Here is a 19,489-nt window from a genome sequence, read left to right on the forward strand (position 1 = left end):
AAAAGGACGCGCTCACCCTTTACGCCAGTTACGTGAAATAACCGGGGTAAGATCGGGGTGAACGCATCCTTAATCCTTCAAAACCCTTGATCAATCAAGGATTATCCGATGCTGCCTTCCATCTCGAACTTGATAAGCCGGTTCATCTCGACCGCGTATTCCATCGGCAGTTCCTTCGTGAACGGCTCGATGAAGCCCATGACGATCATCTGGGTCGCTTCGGCTTCGGACAGGCCGCGGCTCATCAGGTAGAACAGTTGATCTTCCGATACCTTCGATACCGTCGCCTCATGCTCCAGCGTGATGTTGTCGTTCAGGATCTCGTTGTACGGGATCGTGTCCGATGTCGACTTGTTGTCGAGAATAAGCGTATCGCACTTGATGTTCGCTTTGGAGCCCTGGGACTTGCGTCCGAACGACGCCAAGCCGCGGTACGTGACTTTGCCGCCGTGCTTGGAGATCGACTTCGAGACGATCGTCGAGGACGTATCCGGAGCCAGGTGGATCATCTTCGCGCCTGCGTCTTGGTGCTGGCCTTTGCCCGCGATGGCGATGGAGAGAACCATGCCTTTGGCTCCGCGGCCTTTCAGTACGACGGCCGGATATTTCATCGTCAGCTTGGAGCCGATATTGCCGTCGATCCACTCCATCGTCGCGTTTTCTTCGGCAACGGCGCGTTTCGTAACCAAATTGTAAATATTCGGCGCCCAGTTTTGAATCGTCGTATAGCGGACGCGGGAATTTTTCTTGCAGATGATCTCGACGACGGCGCTATGCAGCGAGTTCGTGCTGTAGATCGGCGCGGTGCAGCCTTCGACGTAATGAACGAAGCTGTCTTCGTCGGCGATGATCAGCGTGCGCTCGAATTGGCCCATGTTCTCGGAGTTGATCCGGAAGTAAGCCTGCAGCGGAATCTCGCATTTGACGCCCTTCGGCACGTAGATGAAGCTTCCGCCCGACCAGACAGCGCTGTTCAGCGCGGCGAACTTGTTGTCCGTCGGCGGAACGATCGTGCCGAAATATTCCTTGACGATCTCCGGATATTCGCGCACCGCGGTATCCATGTCGGTGAACAGCACGCCTTGCTTCTCCAGATCCTCGCGCATGCTGTGGTAGACGACCTCGGACTCGTATTGGGCCGAGACGCCCGCCAGAAATTTTTGTTCCGCTTCCGGAATACCCAGACGGTCGAACGTATGCTTGATTTCCTCCGGCACCTCTTCCCACGTCTTGCCTTGCTTCTCGGTCGGCTTGACGTAGTAGATGATATCGTTGAAATCCAGATCGCTCAGATCGCCGCCCCATTTCGGCAACGGCTTGGAGTTGAAAATGTCCAGCGATTTCAGACGGAATTCGGTCATCCAGTCCGGCTCGCCCTTCATTTTGGAAATCTCGATGACGATTTCCCGGGTCAGGCCTTTTCCGGAACGGAATACAGATACGTCCTTGTCTCGGAACCCGTATTTGTACTCTTCCAATTCGGGCATTTTTTTAGCCATGGATGTCCCTCCTTATGATTGTGATGGCATTATCGACTTCCGGCGTTCAGACCAGTCCGGCAAAGAAATTCGTCGTATGGCGAAGAGCGGCAGCCAGCCTGTCGATGTCCTGCTCGTCGTTGTACAGATAAAAGCTTGCGCGGGCGGTCGCGTTCACATTCAGCAGCTTCATGAGCGGCTGGCAGCAATGGTGGCCGGCCCGGATGGCGATGCCTTCCTGATCGACGACCGTCGCCACGTCGTGGGCGTGAACGTCCGCCAGATTAAACGTCACGAGTCCGGTTCGCGGCTGCCCTTTGCCCGGGCCGTAGATCGTGATGCCCTCGATCCCGGACAGCACGTCAACCGCATAAGCCGCGAGTTTGCGGTCGTGCGCGTCGATGACATCCATGCCGATCTCCGTCAGGAAGTCGATCGCGGCGGCAAGTCCGACAGCCCCCGCGATGATGGGCGTGCCGCCTTCGAACCGGTACGGGATATCCTTGAATGTCGATTCGTACAGCCCGACGAAGTCGATCATCTCGCCGCCGAATTCGACCGGCTCCATCCGCTCCAGCAGTTCCCGGCGTCCGTACAGGGCGCCGATGCCGGTCGGGCCGCACATCTTGTGCCCGGAGAAGGCATAGAAGTCGCATCCGAGCGCCTGTACGTCCACCTTCATATGCGGCGTGCTCTGCGCTCCGTCCACGACCATCACGGCTCCGTTGCGATGGGCGATCTCGGCCGTCTCGCGGACCGGGTTGACGACGCCGAGCACATTGGAGACGTACGTCATCGCGACAATCTTGGTGCGGGGCGTGATGGTCGCCTCGACATCGGTCAGCGAGATCGTGCCGTCATCCTGCAGCGGGATAAACTTCAGCGTGGCGCCCGTCGCTTTCGCGGCCATCTGCCAGGGCACTAGATTGCTGTGGTGCTCCATCGGCGTGAGCACAATCTCGTCGCCCTTTTGCAGGTTGGCCCGGGCATAGCTGGAAGCCACCAGGTTCAGCCCCGTCGTCGTACCCCGCAGGAAGATGATCTCCTCGGCTTCCCGCGCGTTCAGAAACGCGCGGACTTTCTCCCGGGCGCCCTCGTAAGCGTCGGTCGCCCGGGAGCCGAGCGTATGAACGCCGCGATGCACATTGGCGTTATCCGTCTCGTAATAACGCTTCACCGCTTCGATGACCCGGATCGGCTTCTGCGACGAAGCCGCACTGTCCAGGTAAACAAGCGGATGTCCGTTAACCGTCTGATTCAGGATGGGAAATTCGCGGCGAATGTCTGCGTTCATCGGCTTAATTTCCTCTCAACGAGCGTTTGAAGCTGGTTGCGGACGTTCTCCAGCGGAACGTCCTCGATAACCGGCGACAGGAATCCGTAGATGATCAGACGTTCGGCCTCGGCGCGCGGAATGCCCCGGGACATCAGGTAGTACACCTGCTCCGGATTCACCTGGCCGACGCTGGCCGAGTGGCCGGCTTTGACGTCGTCTTCGTCGATCAGCAGGATCGGGTTGGCATCGCCGCGCGCGTTCGGGCTCAGCATGAGAACTTTCTCCGTCTGCTGGCCGTTGGCGCCGGTCGCGCCCTTCTCGATCTTGGTGATGCCGTTGATGATCGCGGTCGCCTCCTCGCGCATGACCGCGCGGGTTATCATTTCGCTCGGCGTCATCTTGCCCCAGTGAACGGCGCGGGTCGTAATATCCATCTTCTGCGATCCGCTGCCGACGGAGATGCCTTTGGAATCCGAGGACGATCCGTTGCCGAGGAGAATGGTCGCCGTATCCGCCACGGCGTTGCCGTTGTTCAGCTCGCCGAGCGTCCATTCGACCCTAGCGTCGTTCGCGAGCTCCGCGCGGCGGTAGCTGACGCCGATCGCCGATTCCTCCAGATTGTTGACGGAGGCGATCCGCACGGTCGCTCCCGGTTTCGCGACGACTTCGAGCACGGCGCTGGCTACGAGCGGCGCTTGCAGGCCGGTGGTCAACACATTTTCAACATACGTTACGGTGCTGTTCGCTTCGGCCACGATCAGCACGTGCGGAGCGAACGTCTCGGACGCGTTGTCCGCGTAAAAGAGCGCTTGGAGCGGCAGCTCGACGGTGACGTTGGCCGGCACATAGAGGAAGACGCCGCCGTTCCAGAGCGCCGCGTGCAGCGCCGTCAGACGGTTTTCGTCCGTTTTCACGACCGAATGCAAGTGCGGCTTCACCAATTCCTCGTGATCGCGCGCCGCCGTCTCCAGATCCGTGAAGATGACGCCCTGCTTGGCGAGCGCCTCGCTGACCGTGCGGAAGACGGCGCCGGAGTTGCGCTGTACGATCAGCCCGGCCGCCTGTCCTTCCGAAGGCAGCAGATCCCGGATCGCCTCCGGCAGCTCGGCCGCGGACGTTACCGTCTTCGGCGCGACGTACACGCCGTATGCGTCGAGGTTCCAGCGATCGAGCCTCGTCTTCTCAAGCTTGGGCAGATCCAGCTTCTCGGCGAGAGCTACCGCATCCGCACGTCCCGCAGACAGCCAAGCCGGTTCTTTTCTTGTGTGCGCCAAGCCTTCGAGCTCGTCGCGGCTAATCGGCAATTTGACTTGCGTACTCATGCTCTGCCGTCCCCTTTCAGTTGAACTTGGGCGCAATCGTGTTCATGGGAACGACGAACTCGTCTTGATCCTGACCCACGGTCTCGTCTTCGATGCCCAGTTCCTCTTTCACCCAATCGTAACCTTCCGCCTCAAGACGCTCGGCCAGCTCCGGACCTCCCGATTTCACGATGCGGCCTTGCATCATGACGTGCACGTAATCCGGCTTGATGTAGTTCAGCAGCCGCTGATAGTGCGTGATGATCAGGAAGCCGCGGTCTTCGCTGCGCATCGAATTGACGCCGGCGGCGACGATTTTCAGCGCGTCGATGTCGAGACCGGAGTCGATCTCGTCCAGAATGACGATGCTCGGCTCCAGCATCATCATCTGCAAAATTTCGTTCCGTTTCTTCTCGCCGCCGGAGAAGCCTTCGTTCAGATAACGATGCATGAACTCCGGATTCATCTCGAGTTCTTTCATCGCTTTCTCCATCTGGCGGATGAACTTGATCAGGCTGATCTCGTTGCCTTCCCCGCGGCGGGCGTTGATGGCGCTGCGCAGGAAGTCGGCGTTGGTGACGCCCGTGATCTCGCTCGGGTACTGCATCGCCAGGAACAGGCCGGCACGGGCGCGCTCGTCCACTTCCATTTCCAGCACGTCCTCGCCGTTCAGCGTGATGGTGCCGCCGGTCACTTCGTACTTCGGATGGCCCATGATCGCGGAAGCCAGCGTCGATTTACCCGTTCCGTTCGGTCCCATGATGGCGTGAACCTCGCCGCCGCGGATCTTGAGATTGACGCCCTTCAAAATTTCTTTATTTTCGATCGTGGCTCGAAGCCCATCGATGACAAATTCCGTTGCCATTGTCGTGTGTCCCTCCAGGATCATTTTCAGAAAAGAATCGTTCTCAATTGATTCTCACTGATTTTCAATAACCTTAATTTTATTATACCAGTTCCAAAAAAACAAGGAAGGGCCGCTAAGCTTCATCTGTGGCAAATATTTAAGATCCGGCGCCTATTTTTCAGCTCCGCAAAGCCTGGAGAATCGCATCCCGCGCGGCTTGGTAGTTCCGGTCGTCCAACACCGGCTCGCCCGCGTCCAAGCTGACGGCGCGTTCCAGCCTCACCCACGATTTGCAGCCGCCGTAAGCGTCCGAATACGGAATATCGACCGGCTCCGGCAGGCGGTACGCCCGCACCAGCAGCACATGCAGCGGCTTGGTCCGCTTCCACTTGAGGCGCTCCGCGGCGAAGTCGTCCGTCCAGATATGAAAGCCGCGCAGCTTGTCTAGCGTCTCCTGGTCCGCCACCTCGAGATCGTCGGTTACTTCCGCCCGCAAGGTCAGGCGAACGTCGCCTCCCGGCGAGCCGAGTCCGATCGTCCGTTCGACCAGTTCCCGGTGCTCGGGCTTGAGCAGATGGGCCCGCTGGTGCTCGTAAGTCGGATACAGCGCGAAGGACGGGCTTTCCAGCCGGAAATCTCGCGTCTCCTCGACAATGCCGCCTTTTCTCATTAGAATAATCTGCCGTCCTTCCGCCAGCGCTTCAACCGCGGACGCCCATTCCTTGAGGGCCACCGTCCCCGTCGACGCAAGCTCCTGCTTCGTCATCCTTCCTCTTCCTTTCCGAAATATCGGTCGGGTATTCTCCCGTCAATAATCATTTTAGGATAATAATGATTATAACACAGAAAGGTTGTCCGTCCCACTGCTGGAAACTGTCGTATTTGCACCCGAACGGGAATGATTTATACTAATAGAGGCTGGTTAGACCGAACGGAACGATCCGAAGTCCCCCGCTATCCGATTAACGTCCGAAGGAGGATTACCGGCATGACCTATCATGCGTTTACCGAAGCCGACGCGATCGCCTATGCGAAGAAAAAAGGCTTGTTCCCCGAAGCCGCGCAAGTCGACTCTCGCGAGATCGGCGACGGCAATCTGAACCTCGTGTTCCACCTGACCGACCGGGATACCGGCAAAAGCGTCATCTTCAAGCAAGCGCTGCCTTACGCCAAGGTTGTCGGCGAGTCGTGGCCGCTGACGCTGGACCGCGCCAGAATCGAGAGCGAAGCCCTGATCATTCAAGGCAAGCTTTGCCCGGGGCTTGTTCCCGAAGTATACGCCAACGAGCCCGAGCTGGCCTTGACGGTGATGGAAGATTTGAGCGACCACGTCATTATGCGCAAAGGATTGATCGAGCGCACCCATTATCCGAAATTCGCCGACGATATTTCGACCTTCCTGGCCCGCACCCTGTTCTTCACCTCGGACTTGGGGATGAACCAGCAGGACAAGAAGTTGCAGCAAGGACGCTTCATTAATCCCGAGTTGTGCAAAATCACGGAAGACCTGATCTTCGACGACCCGTATACGGATTCGCCGAACAACAGCTTCGACGAGCACCTGCGCGCGGAGGTCGAGGCGCTGTGGCGCGACGAACAGTTGCATTTCGAAGTCGCGATTCTGCGCGAAGGGTTCCTGACCCGCACCCAGGCGCTGCTGCACGGCGATCTGCATACCGGCAGCATCTTCGTCAAGCCCGACTCGACGAAGGTGATCGATCCCGAGTTCGCCTATTACGGGCCGATGGGCTTCGACGTCGGCGCGGTCATCGCCAATCTCCTGCTGAACTATGCCGGCCAGGAGCATTGGAGCCGCACGGCCGAGGAACGGGCGGACTACCGCGCCTACTTGCTGGAGACGATCGAGCAGATCTGGACCGGCTTCGAAGCCAAGTTCCGCGCCTTGTGGAACGAGCACGGGGTCGACCGCATGTCCCGCACGCCGGGCTACCAAGACTACTACATGAAACGGCTTTTGCAGGATACAATCGGTTACGCCGGCTGCAAAATGATTCGCCGCGTGCACGGTCTCGCCCATGTCGCCGACATCGACCGGATCGAAGACCCGGCCGTGCGCAAGCGCGCCCAAGTTATCGCGCTGACGATCGGCTCGGCTCTGGTGAAAGGCAACCGCAGCGCCGAATCGATCCGGTTCGTGATCGACGAAGCCGTTAAGGGAGCGCAGCAATGAGCGAAGCTAGAAAAACGCAAGCCGCCGCCATCGACACGTCGGACTGGCTGCAGTCCGTCCGTTGGGACGGCGACAAATTGATGATGTTGGACCAGCGCCTGCTGCCGGAGGAGGTCGTCTATCTCGAGCTTCGCACGCCCGAGGACGTATGGGAGGGCATCCGCGAGCTCAAGGTTCGCGGAGCGCCCGCAATCGGCATATCCGCGGCGTACGGCGTCGCGCTGGGGGCGAACGCTTGGCGTCAGCCAGACGGGGCGAGCGCGGCCGAAGCGCGCGGCGCGCTGCTGGAGGAAGTCCGGCGGATCGCGGACTACCTGGCCACGTCCCGTCCGACGGCCGTCAACCTGTTCTGGGCGCTGGACCGGATGAAAGCAACGGCCGAGAAGCTCGCGGCCGACGAGGCGTTGGACGCCGAGGGCATGAAGGCCGGCCTGCTTGAGGAAGCCCATCGCATTCAAGCGGAGGACGAGCAGGTCTGCCGCCAGATCGGCGAGAACGCGCTTGATCTGCTGCACGACGGCATGGGCCTGCTCACGCACTGCAACGCGGGCGGACTCGCGACGGCCCGCTACGGCACCGCGCTCGCGCCGATGTATCTCGCCCGCGAGCGCGGCTGGAACTTCAAGGTATTCGCCGACGAGACGCGTCCGGTTCTGCAAGGCGCGCGGCTGACCGCCTTCGAGCTGCAGCGCGCCGGCATCGACGTGACGCTGATCTGCGACAACATGGCCGCGATGGTGATGTCCAAAGGCTGGGTGCAAGCTGTCATCGTGGGAACGGACCGCGTGGCCGCCAACGGCGACGTGGCCAACAAGATCGGCACGTACGGGCTCGCCGTGCTGGCCAAAGCCCACGGCATTCCGTTCTACGTCGCTTGCCCGCTGTCGACGATCGACCTGAACACCCCGACAGGCGGGGACATTCCGATCGAAGAGCGCCATGAGAAGGAAATCACCGAAGGCTTCGGGAAGCGCACCGCCCCGGCGGGCGTCAAAGTGTTTAACCCCGCCTTCGACGTGACGCCCAACGAATACGTCACCGCCATCATTACCGAAAAAGGCATCGTGCGCGCCCCCTACTCGGAGACGCTGCCGAAGCTGTTCGAATCCTGACGGAAAGCCCCCGGCGCCTTTGTTGGCCCGGGGCTTTTCTGTTCGCGGCGCTGCGCGGTTCGCCCTTCCCACACGCTAATTCCCTATATTCCAATCTTTTTTATGGAATAACAAATTAGATCTTGCCATTTTTGTGAAAACAGGCAAAATGTAAGTACGGGAACATATGGAATCTCGAAGGGGCGTCGATGATGGTAGATGGATTCAAAGATATGCTGCTTAATCTGCTGTTCATTATAGCTCCTCTGTTTTTATATCATCTCCTGCAATCGGGATATCGCCCCAAACGCTTCTGGTATTACGCGCTGCTGCTCATGCTTCCGGCCTGCTCCGCGGTCCTCTGCATGAGCTTCCCGCTTTATATCGCGCCGGGATACTTTTTTTCGATGGCCGGCGTTCCGTTTATCTTGGCCTTTCTGTACGGTGGGGTTCCCGGAGGCGCGGCGACCTGCGTCGTCAGCCTGGCTTACCGGTTCTGGCTCGGCCGCGAAGGGTTTTGGCTCATGCTCGGCACGGTCGGACTGACATTGATGCTGCTGCTTGGCATCCTGCCCTTGTTCCGGAATATGTCTTCCAATCTGAAGATCGCCGTCGTGGGGATATGCGCAATCGCTTACCGGAGCATTTTGGCGTTCGTCAACTTCGCGCTGGAGCCGGATCTGTTTTATTCGATGCTGGACGACGGGAGCTTCATGCAGTTGTCCGTCGTCATGACGGCGGTCTCCCTCTTGTCCGCGTATGTCATCGAATTGATCCATCGGCAATCCAATAGCCGCGAAGCGGAGATGAATACGGAGAAGCTTAAAATGATCAGCGAACTGGCCGCCAGCGTGTCGCACGAGGTGCGGAATCCGTTGACGGTGACCCAAGGGTTTATTCAACTGCTGCGGCAGCCCGGAATCGACCCGGAAAAGCAGGAGCGGTATCTTCAGCTTGCGCTTGAGGAGCTGCGCCGGGCGCAAAGCATCATCACCGATTTTTTGTCGTTCGCCAAGCCCCAGATGGAGCATATCGAACTGATCGAGATCGAAGGCGAGATGCAGTACGTCATCGGCGTCATGTATCCTTATGCGCTTATGCAGAACGTATTGATCCAGTACGAGCCTTCGGCCGGGTCCTACTGGATCAAGGGCGACAGGCAGAAGCTGCGGCAATGCTTGATCAATCTGATGAAAAACAGCGTCGAAGCGATGCCGGACGGCGGCACGCTGTTTCTCCGCGTCCAGGCGGTGGAATCGTATGTCCAACTCCGGATCGAGGACACCGGGATCGGCATGGACGACGAGCAGTTGAAACGGCTGGGCAAGCCTTATTATTCCACCAAGGATAAAGGCACCGGACTCGGCACGATGGTCGTCTTCCGCATCATCGAGGCGATGGGCGGCTCCGTATCCGTGCAAAGCGAAAAGGGAAGAGGAACCGTCTTCACGATTCTTCTTCCCTTGGACAAATCCGATCCGGCGATCAGCTTGAAGAGTCCGGCTTCTCGCGCTTGAGCGATCGCCGCGGCAGCCGCCACTTGAAGTACACGGATAACATCCGCAACGTTACCACAATCATAAAGAGGACGAGCAGTTGCGCCGGCGTCTCGGCCCATCCCATCCAGATACAGGCGCCGGCGAGCATCGCCCATACGGCGTAAATCTCGTCGCGGAGCACCAGCGGCTTGCGTCCCGCCAGCAGGTCGCGGATGATGCCCCCGCCGCTCCCCGTAAGCACCGCAGCCACGATGGTCGCGCTGATCGGATGGTTCATCTCGGCGGCGTACAAGGCGCCCTGGATGGCAAACGCGGCCAAGCCGATCGCGTCGAAAAACGCTTCCCAGTTCTTCCACCGGTTGATCCAAACGGTCGGCAGCAAAAAGGCCAGCAGCATCGACAGCATCGCAATCTTCAGCAGCATCCCCTGCTCCCACAGCGTCGTCACCGGCACCCCGATCAGCAGATTGCGAACGATCCCCCCGCCGAACGCCGTCACCAAGCCCAGAATAAACACACCGAAAATGTCGTAATCCTCTTCCATCGCCACAACCGCGCCGCTCACGGCAAACGCGATCGTGCCGATAATGCTGAACAGCTCGAACATATCGAACTTCGTGACCAGCAGGTACATTTCCGCCGCCCAAGCGTCCATGGCAGGTCTTCCTTCTCCTTATCCGCTTCGTTCGATGACAGGTACTAGTATACTCCGGCGCTTGGCGTCTGTCACGAAAAATGTCGAAAAAGCAGGCGAATCGCCTCTCTCCCCGTGATGCCGGGCAGCATGCCTATGGCGGCCGCTTCGTGCGTAACCGATTCCAGGGGCGCATCCATCAACTGCTCCAGCGTGCGAACCCCCACGGCTCTTCCGGCAATAATCCGCCGGTCCGCCAGCTTCTCGTTCAACAGTCCGATATCCAGCGCCCCGCACATGATATAACCGTTATCCGTCGTTACCGCCAGCAGCGTCGTTTTGGGCAACAGAACTTCCACCCCGATCGCGGTATGCCCATCCACTTCAATCGGCACCATCCGCATCATAGCGGCCGCCTCCTTCCGCTCGTGTCTGCTGCCAGTATATGTACGGGCCGATTCCGATGAATAGGCGGACGGACATAATCTTGCCGCCTTCCGCGAACTTCTTTGTTTGATCCCCGTCTGGTATAGTATACTCGTGGCAGGTCAAATTGCTTAAGTTTAAGTCAGGAGAGGAAGACCTTTATGAGCCAAAAGGGCCGGTTGTTCACCGTACAAATTCTAATGGAAGACGAAAGTCCCGGAAAAGCGCTCGAAAAGCTTCTGCACTTGCTCAATTCCCCGGACGTTCTCGACTACAAAGTGCTGCAGGGCATCGAACTGGGGCTGATGATCGACCAGTTGGTGAAAACACAAGGCGCAGCACCGGCCAAACACAAAGCTAGCCCGGCTGTTCCGGCCAAGCCGAAAGCGAATAACGCCACGGCTTCGTCCGCAGCCGCTCCATACGAGAATCCTTTTGTCGCCAATATTCGACAATATCAGCAATCGGGGACGCTCGTCCGCCTGTCCGTGCTGAAGGGCAGCGGCATCAAAATCAGCATGCCGTGCCGGCTGCTGAACTTCGACGAACCGAAATCATTGCTGACGGTGTACCATGTGGACGAGAAAAAAGTATACACCTTCAGTTTGACGGAAATCGAAGAAATCGAAGCGCATCAGTAATACCGGGCTCAACCGATCCTCCGCATGCTCCCCCGGCAAACAACGGCTGCCATACGTCCAAGCCCCGCCCCTCTTCCCGGCATAAGATGTTCCATAGTGCCGGAAGGAGGTGCACGAGATGCAACCAACCCGTGCCCAAGTCCAAAAACTGATCGGAAAAAGGGTGATGGCCCAAACACGCAAAGGCGACATCGTGATTGGCAAGCTGCTCGAAATCAAAGGTAACCGTCTGTTCATCAGACCCGATGGCGGCGCAGCGCGGTCCGGCGGCAGACGCAAACCCGTTCGTACTTCGTTTATTCCGATTTTGCCGCTTGTCTTGTTCGATCTGCTTGTGATCGCGGAAGTGTCGGCCGGCCCTTTCTGGGGAGGCGGCTGGAATTGCGGCGGCTATCCTTACAGCGGTTACGGTGGTTACGGAGGCTTCGGCGGCTATCCCTACAAGGGCGGCTTCAAGGGCGGCTTCAAAGGCGGCTTTTGGTAAGCGGGAAACGCCCGAACGGCCTGCATCGAGGACGGATTCCGTCTTCGGCGCAGGCCGTTTTTGCTTGGCCCGCCTGCCGCGGCGGGCATCGTCCGGCGGATTTGGCCGGACAGGTTGAGCCGCATGCGCCTTATCGTATAAAATAAAGGAACGAAATCATGCCAAAGGAGCAATCTATCCGAATGAATACATATGAGCAGCCGATGGAGCCGCAACCGAAAAAGAAGCACAGCGGATACGGCATTGCGGCATTCGTTCTGGCGATGGCCATGCTCGTCATCGGCCTGACGGGCTTTATCAGCTTTATCGCGTCCGTCGCCCTTTATTTGCCCGATCACCTGGATACGAGCAACCCCGATGCCTTGACCCAAGAGGCCATTACGGAAGCGATGGAGCCGTTTATCGAAGAAAAAGGCGGCATATTGGCCTTTTTCGGATTAACCGTCGGCTTGTCGTTCCTGTGCGGATTAATCGGCCTCATTTTGGGGATCGTCGGCATCATGCAGAAGGATCGGCGCAAAGGCTTCGCGATCGCGGGTACGATCATCAACGGCGGAGCCACGCTGATCGCCGCATTTTTCGTCCTGATCGCGCTTGCGGCCGCCGCAGGCGCTTGACGGACGCATGGACCCCACAACGGCGCATCGTCCTTGGGATCAAGGGCGGTGCGCCGTTTTCGCTTGAATCAGCGGCGGTACGGCTTTTTTATCCGCTTGAGATGCAAAAGTACACTTCGTCGGCCAAAATCGGACGCAAATCTCCGAAAAAACCTGTCGGCAAATTCGAGCCGCGAAGGGCAAATTTTCATCAAGCGGTATGATGCCGCTCTGTGCGGAAAAAAGAGCGCCCTCCGCAGCGGAGGACGCTCTTCAGCAATGACAACGATTATCCTTTGACCGCTCCGGCGGTCATGCCTTTCATAATCTTCTCCTGGAACAGCAGGAACGCGACGATCGTCGGGATAACCGCGATCACCATAGCGGCCATCGTCAGCTTGTAGTCGGTGGAGTACCCGTTCGCGAATACCGACAAGCTGAGCGGGACCGTCTTCAGCGCCGGCTTGCTGATGAAGACCAGCGCGAAAGCGAAGTCGTTCCAAAACCGCAAAAACGCGAGAATCGAGACGGTCGCCAGCGCGGGCGCGGCCAGAGGCAGCATGATGCGGCCGAAGATTCCCCAGTAGCCCGTTCCGTCGATCAGCGCTGCTTCTTCGATCTCCCGCGGGATCGTTCCCAGGAATGCCGCCGTGACGAAGATCGCGATCGGAAGCTCAATAGCCGTATAAGGCAGGATCAGCGCCCAATACGTATCGTACAACCCGATTTTTTTCAGGATGATAAACAACGGCACCAGGGTGCTGTGAATCGGGATCAGCATGCCGAGAACGAACAGGCCGGTGGCCGGCGCGCGCAGGCGGAACTGGAATCGTGCCAGCACGTAAGCGGCGAGCGCTCCCAGCAGCACCGTAAGGATCAGGGCGGCTATCGTCACGATTAACGAGTTGACCAGAGACGTGCCCATGTCGGACACTTCCCAGGCGCGTTTCATATTTTCGAACCGCCATTCCGCCGGCAGGCCGAACGGTTTATCGAAAAATTCGTCGTTCGTCTTGAACGCGCTGATGAACAGCCAGATCAGCGGATATAGCGTGACAAGCGCGTATAGGGTCAGCAAGATGTTTTTAACGGCTTCAGCCCAAGGCTTCCGGCCGACCCCGCCGGAGACGGAGCGTTTGGCGGTGCCCGTGCGGACGGCGTGCTGCATATCGGATTCCTCCTTGGCCTTAGTCTTTACGCTTCATCAGATATTGGCTGCCCGCGACCAGCACAAGGCTGATGATGACGATCGCCGTCGAGACGGCGCTGCCGTATCCGTACCGGAAGACATTAAACGTGTTGTTGTACATATAGGTGGCGAGAAGCTCCGTCGAGTGCGCCGGGCCGCCGCCCGTCATGACGTAGATCAGGTCGAACGCCTTGAGCGAACCGGAGATGCACAGGACGACCGCCACCTTGATCGTGTCCCAGATCATCGGCATCTCGATGGAGAACAGCTTGCGCATCGGGCTGACGCCGTCGATGCGGGCCGCGTCGTGAATCTCCGGAGAGATGGACTGGAGAGCGGCGATAAACATCACCATATAAGGGCCGATAAAATTCCAGATAAGCGGAACCATCAGGGCATACATTGAAATTCTCGGATCCGACAGCCACTGCTGCTTAAGCGACCCCAGTCCGACGCTGTCGAGCAAGAAATTCAAAATCCCGATTTGCGGATGATAGATGTATCCCCAGATGATACCGATGACGACCGAGGACAGCACCATCGGCATAAACACCGAGGCGCGGATAAACCGCTGGAACATGGTCGATTTCGTCAGCACCAGCGCAAGCACCAGCGCGATGGGCACCTGCCCGAAGACGGAAGCCGCCACCACGATCATGTTGTTTTTGAACGCTTTATAGAACAGCGGGTCGCTGAGCGCCTCCGCATAGTTGGCGAGTCCGATGAATTTCATCTCGCCGATGCCCTTCCAGTCGAAAAAGCCGAAATAGGCCGACCAGAAGATCGGAACGATGACGAAAAAAACAAACAGCAGCAAAGCGGGAAGAAGACCGATCGCAATAAACGCCCGCTTTCTCGCCGCTTCCGTCATGACGCTCCTCCTCCTTTCCGGAAATCGGCGATTCCGGCGCGCCTTACGCGCCCGGAATCGCCTTCGTCCACAATTTCCGATTATTTGCCGGCCGCTCTCGCCGCCGAGTCTTGAATTTTCTTCGCGATATCTTCAGGCTTTCCGCCCATGAGAAGCTCCTGAAGACCGTTGTTGACGACGTCGGCCGTAGCGGAATCCAGCTTGCCGTCGTATACCGGCGTTCTTTTGACCGTGCCCAGCATTTCGTACACTTTCGCGAACACCGGCGTGACTTTCGTCTTATCCAGCTCGACTTTGTAGCTGACCAGTTGGTTCGATTCGAGAATCGCCTTTTGAGCTTCGGGACCGGACAAGGCGTAGATCAGATCGAAGGCCGCTTGTTTGCGGGCGCCGTCGACTTTTTTGCTGAGGCCGAAGCCGGTTCCGACAACGGCGGACAGCGAATTCGGATCGCCTTTGCCGCCCGGAATCTCCGGAAGCACCGTCACCTCGATTTTCTCCAGCATTTCCTTCGTGGCGTTGGCCGCGAGGTTGGTCAGCGCCCATCCGCCGTCGATCATCATCGCCGCTTTGCCTTGCGCGAACATTTGCTCCATTTGCGTATTGTCGATGCTGTTGAAGCCGTCCTGGAACGCTTTTTTGTCAGCCAACTGCTTCAGATAGCCAAGCGCCTGCACGAATTCCGGATCGGTGAATTTCGCGCCGTTTTGGCTGACCGCGTTCAGGAACCATTCCGTGCCGGTCACCCGGTCCGCCAGCGAACTCAGAATGCTGGATTGCGCCAGCCAAGCCGCTTTGTTACCCAGCGCGATCGGCGTGATTTTGTTCTGGTTGAACAAATCGACCAGCGCCAGCAGCTCGTCCCATGTTTTCGGCGGTTTCGCGTTGTATTTATCGAAAATTTCTTTGTTGTAGTATAGAATCGAGGTCGGCGTCAAAGCCGTAGGCGCCGCGTACGTATTGCCGTCGATCGTGAAGTCGTCGAACGAACCCGGCAGGAATCCGTCTTTCCATTCCTTCTTGGCGTCGAGCAGCTCGTTGATCGGCTGCAGCAGGTTGCCGGCAGCGAATTCCTTGGTCATCACGCCCGGCCACATGATGAAGAGGTCCGGCATTTCATTGGCGGCTGCCACCGTTTTCAGTCGGGTGCGGTAGCCGTCGGGCGGAATGCCTTGAACGTCAAGCTCGACGTTCGGATGGTCTTTTTTGTATTGGTCGATGAGTCCCCGCATCGTTTTGGCGCGAAGATCGTCACCGGTGAAATTGTGCCAAAGCGACAGCTTGACTTTCGCATCGGTGCCCGAAGCGTTGTCGGATTGGTTGTCGTCTTTGCCGCCGCAGCCCGCCGCGATCAAAGACGTGCCCAGCATAACGGCCGCCGCGACTTTCCATCCCTTTTTCATATCGCATTGCCCTCCTCTGTGTGATCGCTACAAGACCAAGTATAGGGCGGGAGACATCGCCCGTTAACGGGAGAGAAATCGGGGCCAGGGGGGAATAATTTCAGGACTCTCGGTATTCCGACGGGGTCATGCCGGTATGCTTTTTGAACAACTGCCCGAAATATTTGACGTCCTCGTATCCGACTTTCGCCGCGATCTCGGAAACTTTAAGCGGCGTCTCCTTAAGCAGCCGTTCGGCTTTGGCCATACGCTCCCGGACGACAAATTCGATGTACGTCATGCCGAGCTCACGCTTGAACATCTCGCTGAAATGGTTCGGATTCAGATGCACAAACGCCGCCACTTGCTGCAGCGTCAAATTTTGGTCGAGGTTGTCCCGGATATAGGCGATGGATTTCGGGATATAAGCGAACTTCGAGTCGGCCACCGATTCGTGGAACGCCGCCAGGATGCCGGACAACTGCCGGAATATCTCCTCCTCCGCCCGGCGTTCGCTCTCGGGGAGCTTTTGCAGCGTGACGGCCGCCCGCGCGGACGTGTCGCCGGTTCCGCCCCGCGCCCGCTCCAGCCACCGGTAACCCGCGATGACGATCGATTGCAGATAAGCGAGCAGCGTCTCGGGCGTCGCTTCGGGATTGGCGAACTCCGAGCGGACGAGCCGATTCACCGTCTGCCTCAGGTCGGACAGGCTGCCCTTGGCGAGATGGGCGGCGAGCTCCGCCTCATCGGCTTCCGTGCACACGGTCCGGCCGCCGGCTCGCTTGCCGATGTCGCCGGAAGTGAACAAGCCTTCGTTGCCTAGCATGCCCCTGTAGGCAAAAATGTTTGACGCTTCCGCGTACATCTCTTTCAAATCGGCCGTATTCCGGCTGGCGAAGCTGAGAGCGGCGAACGGCAAGCATTTCAGCGTCCGCTTCACCCGGCCAAGCTCCCTTGCGATGCGTTCCTGCGCGTCGGCCGTTCCTTCCGGCACGATCATGACGATGCGGTCCTGCTTCAACATGGAGCAGCCGCCCAGCAGCTCGCTGAGCATATTCTCCACCGCGCCGATCAGCACACCGGCCATCGTCCCTTCCCCCCAGCCGGATGCCGTCGCGATCAGCACCCGAATCGGCCCCGCCTCGCCTTCGCGCTCGCAGAGGCCGCTCCGGACAAAACATTCGCGGAGCTTCGCCGACTCGGATTGGCTCCATCCCTCCTGGCCTTGGGTCAGCAGCCGCTCCAGAAGCTGCTTGCAGACGGCAGCCGCGTTCAGCGCTTCCTGCCGACGCGCTTCCAGACGTTCCATGACGCGTCCCTTGGCCCGGACCGCGGCTTTGATAATTTCCTCGGGACGGCTCGTTTTGAGCAGATAGTCGGATACGCCTTCGTGAATCGCTTGCTGGGCGTACGCGAATTCGTCGAACCCGGTCAGGATGATGATCTCCGTGTCCGGATATCGCCGTTTGACCTCGCGGGACAGCTCGATGCCGTCCATCCCTCCCATCCGGATATCCGTCAGCAGGATGTGCGGTCGCTCCGCGTCGAGGCGTTCCAGCACCTCCTCCGCGGATGCGGCCGGCTCAAGCAGCGTAATGCCCAGCTCCTTCCAGTCGATGACGGTGCTCAACCCTTGACGGATGATGACTTCATCGTCCGCGATCATCAGTTTCATTCGCTGTCCTCCTCCAACGGTATGTGAAACGATATGCGTGTCCCCTTGCCGGCTACGCTGTGGATAATCAGCGCCGCATCGGGACCGTAATGCAGCACCAGTCTCCGGTGCACGTTCAGCAATCCGTAACCGGACCGGGCCGCAGTCTGGTTGCCGGGACGGTCGGTCGCCAATTGCTCGCGCAGCTCGTTCAGCTTGGCTTCGGGTATGCCGACGCCCGTATCTTCGACGCTGAATCGCGCCTGGTTGCCGATCCGTTCCACGTGAACGTAGATCATGCCCTTCTCTTTTTTCTTCTGCACGCCGTGGATCAGGCTGTTCTCGATCAGCGGCTGCAGCAGCAGCTTCAGCATCCGGCGGCGCAGCAGAGTCGGATCGGCAAGGAATTCGATCTCGAATTGATCCGGGAACCGGATCGACTGGATGTCGGCATAGTTTTGGGCATGCGCGAGCTCCTGCTCGATCGGGCAAAACTCCTCGCCCTTGTTCAGGCTGAAGCGCAGAAAATCGCTGAGCGATCCGACCATGCGCGCGATTTTGTCATCCTTGTTCATAAGCGCCATCCAGTGGATGGACGAGAGCGTATTGTACAGGAAATGCGGGTTGATCTGCGCTTGCAGCGCGAGGATGTCGGCCTCTTTTTTCATCGCTTCATTCTGCTGGACCTGTTCTTTCAGGCGCTGAATCCGGTCGCTCAGTTTGTTGAAGCTGTGCAGCAGCAAGCCCACTTCGTCGGCATGGCGCACCTTGAACACGGGAATCGGCTCGTCGGGATTCAGATCCTTCATCGTCGCGGACAGCCTCGACAGCGGCCGGGTGACGAGTTGAACGAACATGAGCACGAGAACGACCGCAAAGACGATGCCGAGTCCGGCGGCCAGCGCGGTTGTCCTCAGCACGTAAGCGTTCTGCGAGGTGTAGATCTCCGTCGGAATCACGCCGACCAACGTCCAGTCGGCGACGTTCAGCTTATGCGTCAGCACCGTCCGGGCATCCTGGCCGGTTCCGTAGGTGAACACGTCGCTCCCGTCGTTCGTCTTGGGCAGATCGGGGAACACCTGATCCAGCGTCAGGTTCAAGTTGCGGTCATCGTCGCTGGCGATTACCGTGCCTCGTCCGTCGACCAGCACCAGGTCTCCCTCGGGCACCCAGCCCGACTCCGTCAAATACCGGCTCAGCTCGGCTTCGTCCAGGCTGATGGACAGCGTGCCCAGCACCTGAAAATTGTTGGTGTTGCGAATTTCCCGCACCAGCGAGACGACCCGCTTCAGCCCTTCCACCGTATAGGTCTCGTAAGGCGGGGACCACCACTTGTTCACGCTCGAATACTCCGCCTGATACTTCCGCAACACGTCCGGAAGCTCGGTTCGCAGGATCGTGGTGTTGGACAGTTCCGGCAAAGGTTTGGCGGGCTTGACGGTAATATCGGCGATATACGTTTTGGAGAACGCCAGATTCGTCAAGAACCCGACGTTGAGCGAATACCGGGTGATATCGGCGGACTCGGCATCCAAGTAACTCTGAAAATCTTTATGGCCGATCAGGAACAGCGACATGTTCTCCACGTCGCGTACGATAAATTCATAACTGCCGGCGATCTGCCGGAGCGTATTCGTGCCCGCTTCCTTCGCTTTCTCCTCCGTGACGGACGCCGCGATCCGGTAGGAGATGACGCCGCTTCCGACAAGAGGCAGCAGCACGGCGATCAGCAGCAGGACGGAGAGCTGACGTTTGAGCGATTTGGCGAACCAACGCCTCATGAGGTTTCACCTCTGCGCATAAGTTTCTGGTCGGTAACGCGCTTTCATCATAACATTAGGGCGCTCGGATGCAACATACTTTTTTTTAGGTAAACAAACTTTTTGTTTGATTTTTCCCGGAATTGTGCTACCATCGCATTGAGAACGT

The 19,489-nt window shown here is 58.4% G+C and carries 18 protein-coding genes; 6 read left to right on the top strand and 12 right to left on the bottom strand.

Annotation, left to right across the window (positions count from 1 at the left end):
- Window positions 1–101: 101 nt before the first annotated feature.
- The 5 genes from sufB to FE781_RS09555 form a co-directional block, all read right to left on the bottom strand.
- A complete protein-coding gene (sufB, locus tag FE781_RS09535) occupies window positions 102–1,499 on the bottom strand; it encodes a Fe-S cluster assembly protein SufB (protein WP_138789385.1) in 1,398 nt (465 codons plus the stop codon).
- Between the two features lie 46 nt (window positions 1,500–1,545).
- The gene (locus FE781_RS09540) at window positions 1,546–2,772 is read right to left on the bottom strand and encodes a cysteine desulfurase (RefSeq protein WP_138789386.1); all 1,227 of its coding nucleotides are present in this window, start codon (window positions 2,770–2,772) and stop codon (window positions 1,546–1,548) included.
- Window positions 2,769–4,076, bottom strand: coding sequence for a Fe-S cluster assembly protein SufD (sufD, locus tag FE781_RS09545; RefSeq protein ID WP_138789387.1), 1,308 nt, complete (start codon window positions 4,074–4,076; stop codon window positions 2,769–2,771). The genes FE781_RS09540 and sufD overlap by 4 nt, the downstream gene beginning before the upstream one ends.
- Before the next feature lie 16 nt (window positions 4,077–4,092).
- Window positions 4,093–4,920, bottom strand: a complete 828-nt coding sequence (gene sufC, locus FE781_RS09550; protein WP_138789388.1) for a Fe-S cluster assembly ATPase SufC — start codon at window positions 4,918–4,920, stop codon at window positions 4,093–4,095.
- 160 nt (window positions 4,921–5,080) lie between these two features.
- The gene (locus FE781_RS09555; RefSeq protein WP_138789389.1) at window positions 5,081–5,668 is read right to left on the bottom strand and encodes a DUF1802 family protein; all 588 of its coding nucleotides are present in this window, start codon (window positions 5,666–5,668) and stop codon (window positions 5,081–5,083) included.
- A gap of 222 nt (window positions 5,669–5,890) precedes the next feature.
- Between FE781_RS09555 and mtnK the strand changes: the two genes are divergently transcribed.
- The 3 genes from mtnK to FE781_RS09570 all read left to right on the top strand — a co-directional run bounded on the left by mtnK (window position 5,891) and on the right by FE781_RS09570 (window position 9,701).
- Window positions 5,891–7,093 carry an S-methyl-5-thioribose kinase gene (gene mtnK, locus FE781_RS09560; protein WP_138789390.1) on the top strand — a complete coding sequence of 401 codons (1,203 nt, stop codon included), beginning with the start codon at window positions 5,891–5,893 and terminating at the stop codon, window positions 7,091–7,093.
- Window positions 7,090–8,205, top strand: coding sequence for an S-methyl-5-thioribose-1-phosphate isomerase (gene mtnA, locus FE781_RS09565; RefSeq protein ID WP_138789391.1), 1,116 nt, complete (start codon window positions 7,090–7,092; stop codon window positions 8,203–8,205). Before mtnK ends, mtnA begins: the two co-directional genes overlap by 4 nt.
- A gap of 188 nt (window positions 8,206–8,393) precedes the next feature.
- Window positions 8,394–9,701 (top strand): ATP-binding protein, encoded by a 1,308-nt coding sequence (locus FE781_RS09570; RefSeq protein ID WP_138789392.1) that lies wholly within the window; start codon window positions 8,394–8,396, stop codon window positions 9,699–9,701.
- Here FE781_RS09570 and FE781_RS09575 read toward each other — a convergent pair.
- Together FE781_RS09575 and FE781_RS09580 are read right to left on the bottom strand one after the other, a co-directional pair.
- Window positions 9,670–10,338, bottom strand: coding sequence for a trimeric intracellular cation channel family protein (locus FE781_RS09575; protein WP_246068127.1), 669 nt, complete (start codon window positions 10,336–10,338; stop codon window positions 9,670–9,672). The genes FE781_RS09570 and FE781_RS09575 overlap by 32 nt on opposite strands.
- Window positions 10,339–10,409: 71 nt before the next feature.
- The gene (locus tag FE781_RS09580) at window positions 10,410–10,724 is read right to left on the bottom strand and encodes a YunC family protein (RefSeq protein WP_138789393.1); all 315 of its coding nucleotides are present in this window, start codon (window positions 10,722–10,724) and stop codon (window positions 10,410–10,412) included.
- Between the two features lie 180 nt (window positions 10,725–10,904).
- Between FE781_RS09580 and FE781_RS09585 the strand changes: the two genes are divergently transcribed.
- The 3 genes from FE781_RS09585 to FE781_RS09595 all read left to right on the top strand — a co-directional run bounded on the left by FE781_RS09585 (window position 10,905) and on the right by FE781_RS09595 (window position 12,485).
- Entirely contained in the window at window positions 10,905–11,384 is a 480-nt protein-coding gene (locus FE781_RS09585; RefSeq protein WP_138789394.1) for a hypothetical protein, read from the top strand.
- A 118-nt stretch (window positions 11,385–11,502) separates the two neighbouring features.
- Window positions 11,503–11,868, top strand: coding sequence for a hypothetical protein (locus tag FE781_RS09590; RefSeq protein WP_138789395.1), 366 nt, complete (start codon window positions 11,503–11,505; stop codon window positions 11,866–11,868).
- A gap of 182 nt (window positions 11,869–12,050) precedes the next feature.
- Window positions 12,051–12,485, top strand: coding sequence for a hypothetical protein (locus tag FE781_RS09595; protein ID WP_138789396.1), 435 nt, complete (start codon window positions 12,051–12,053; stop codon window positions 12,483–12,485).
- A 268-nt stretch (window positions 12,486–12,753) separates the two neighbouring features.
- Here the strand turns inward: FE781_RS09595 and FE781_RS09600 are convergent, their stop codons facing one another.
- The 5 genes from FE781_RS09600 to FE781_RS09620 form a co-directional block, all read right to left on the bottom strand.
- Window positions 12,754–13,632 carry a carbohydrate ABC transporter permease gene (locus tag FE781_RS09600; RefSeq protein ID WP_138789397.1) on the bottom strand — a complete coding sequence of 293 codons (879 nt, stop codon included), beginning with the start codon at window positions 13,630–13,632 and terminating at the stop codon, window positions 12,754–12,756.
- A 19-nt stretch (window positions 13,633–13,651) separates the two neighbouring features.
- Window positions 13,652–14,524 (bottom strand): carbohydrate ABC transporter permease, encoded by an 873-nt coding sequence (locus tag FE781_RS09605; RefSeq protein WP_138789398.1) that lies wholly within the window; start codon window positions 14,522–14,524, stop codon window positions 13,652–13,654.
- 80 nt (window positions 14,525–14,604) lie between these two features.
- The gene (locus FE781_RS09610; RefSeq protein ID WP_138789399.1) at window positions 14,605–15,927 is read right to left on the bottom strand and encodes an extracellular solute-binding protein; all 1,323 of its coding nucleotides are present in this window, start codon (window positions 15,925–15,927) and stop codon (window positions 14,605–14,607) included.
- Window positions 15,928–16,027: 100 nt separating this feature from the next.
- Window positions 16,028–17,581 carry a response regulator transcription factor gene (locus FE781_RS09615; RefSeq protein ID WP_138789400.1) on the bottom strand — a complete coding sequence of 518 codons (1,554 nt, stop codon included), beginning with the start codon at window positions 17,579–17,581 and terminating at the stop codon, window positions 16,028–16,030.
- Window positions 17,578–19,341, bottom strand: coding sequence for a sensor histidine kinase (locus tag FE781_RS09620; RefSeq protein ID WP_138789401.1), 1,764 nt, complete (start codon window positions 19,339–19,341; stop codon window positions 17,578–17,580). Before FE781_RS09620 ends, FE781_RS09615 begins: the two co-directional genes overlap by 4 nt.
- Between the last annotated feature and the right edge of the window lie 148 nt (window positions 19,342–19,489).

The organism is Paenibacillus thermoaerophilus (genome assembly GCF_005938195.1).
GTDB classification, from domain to species: domain Bacteria; phylum Bacillota; class Bacilli; order Paenibacillales; family Reconciliibacillaceae; genus Paenibacillus_W; species Paenibacillus_W thermoaerophilus.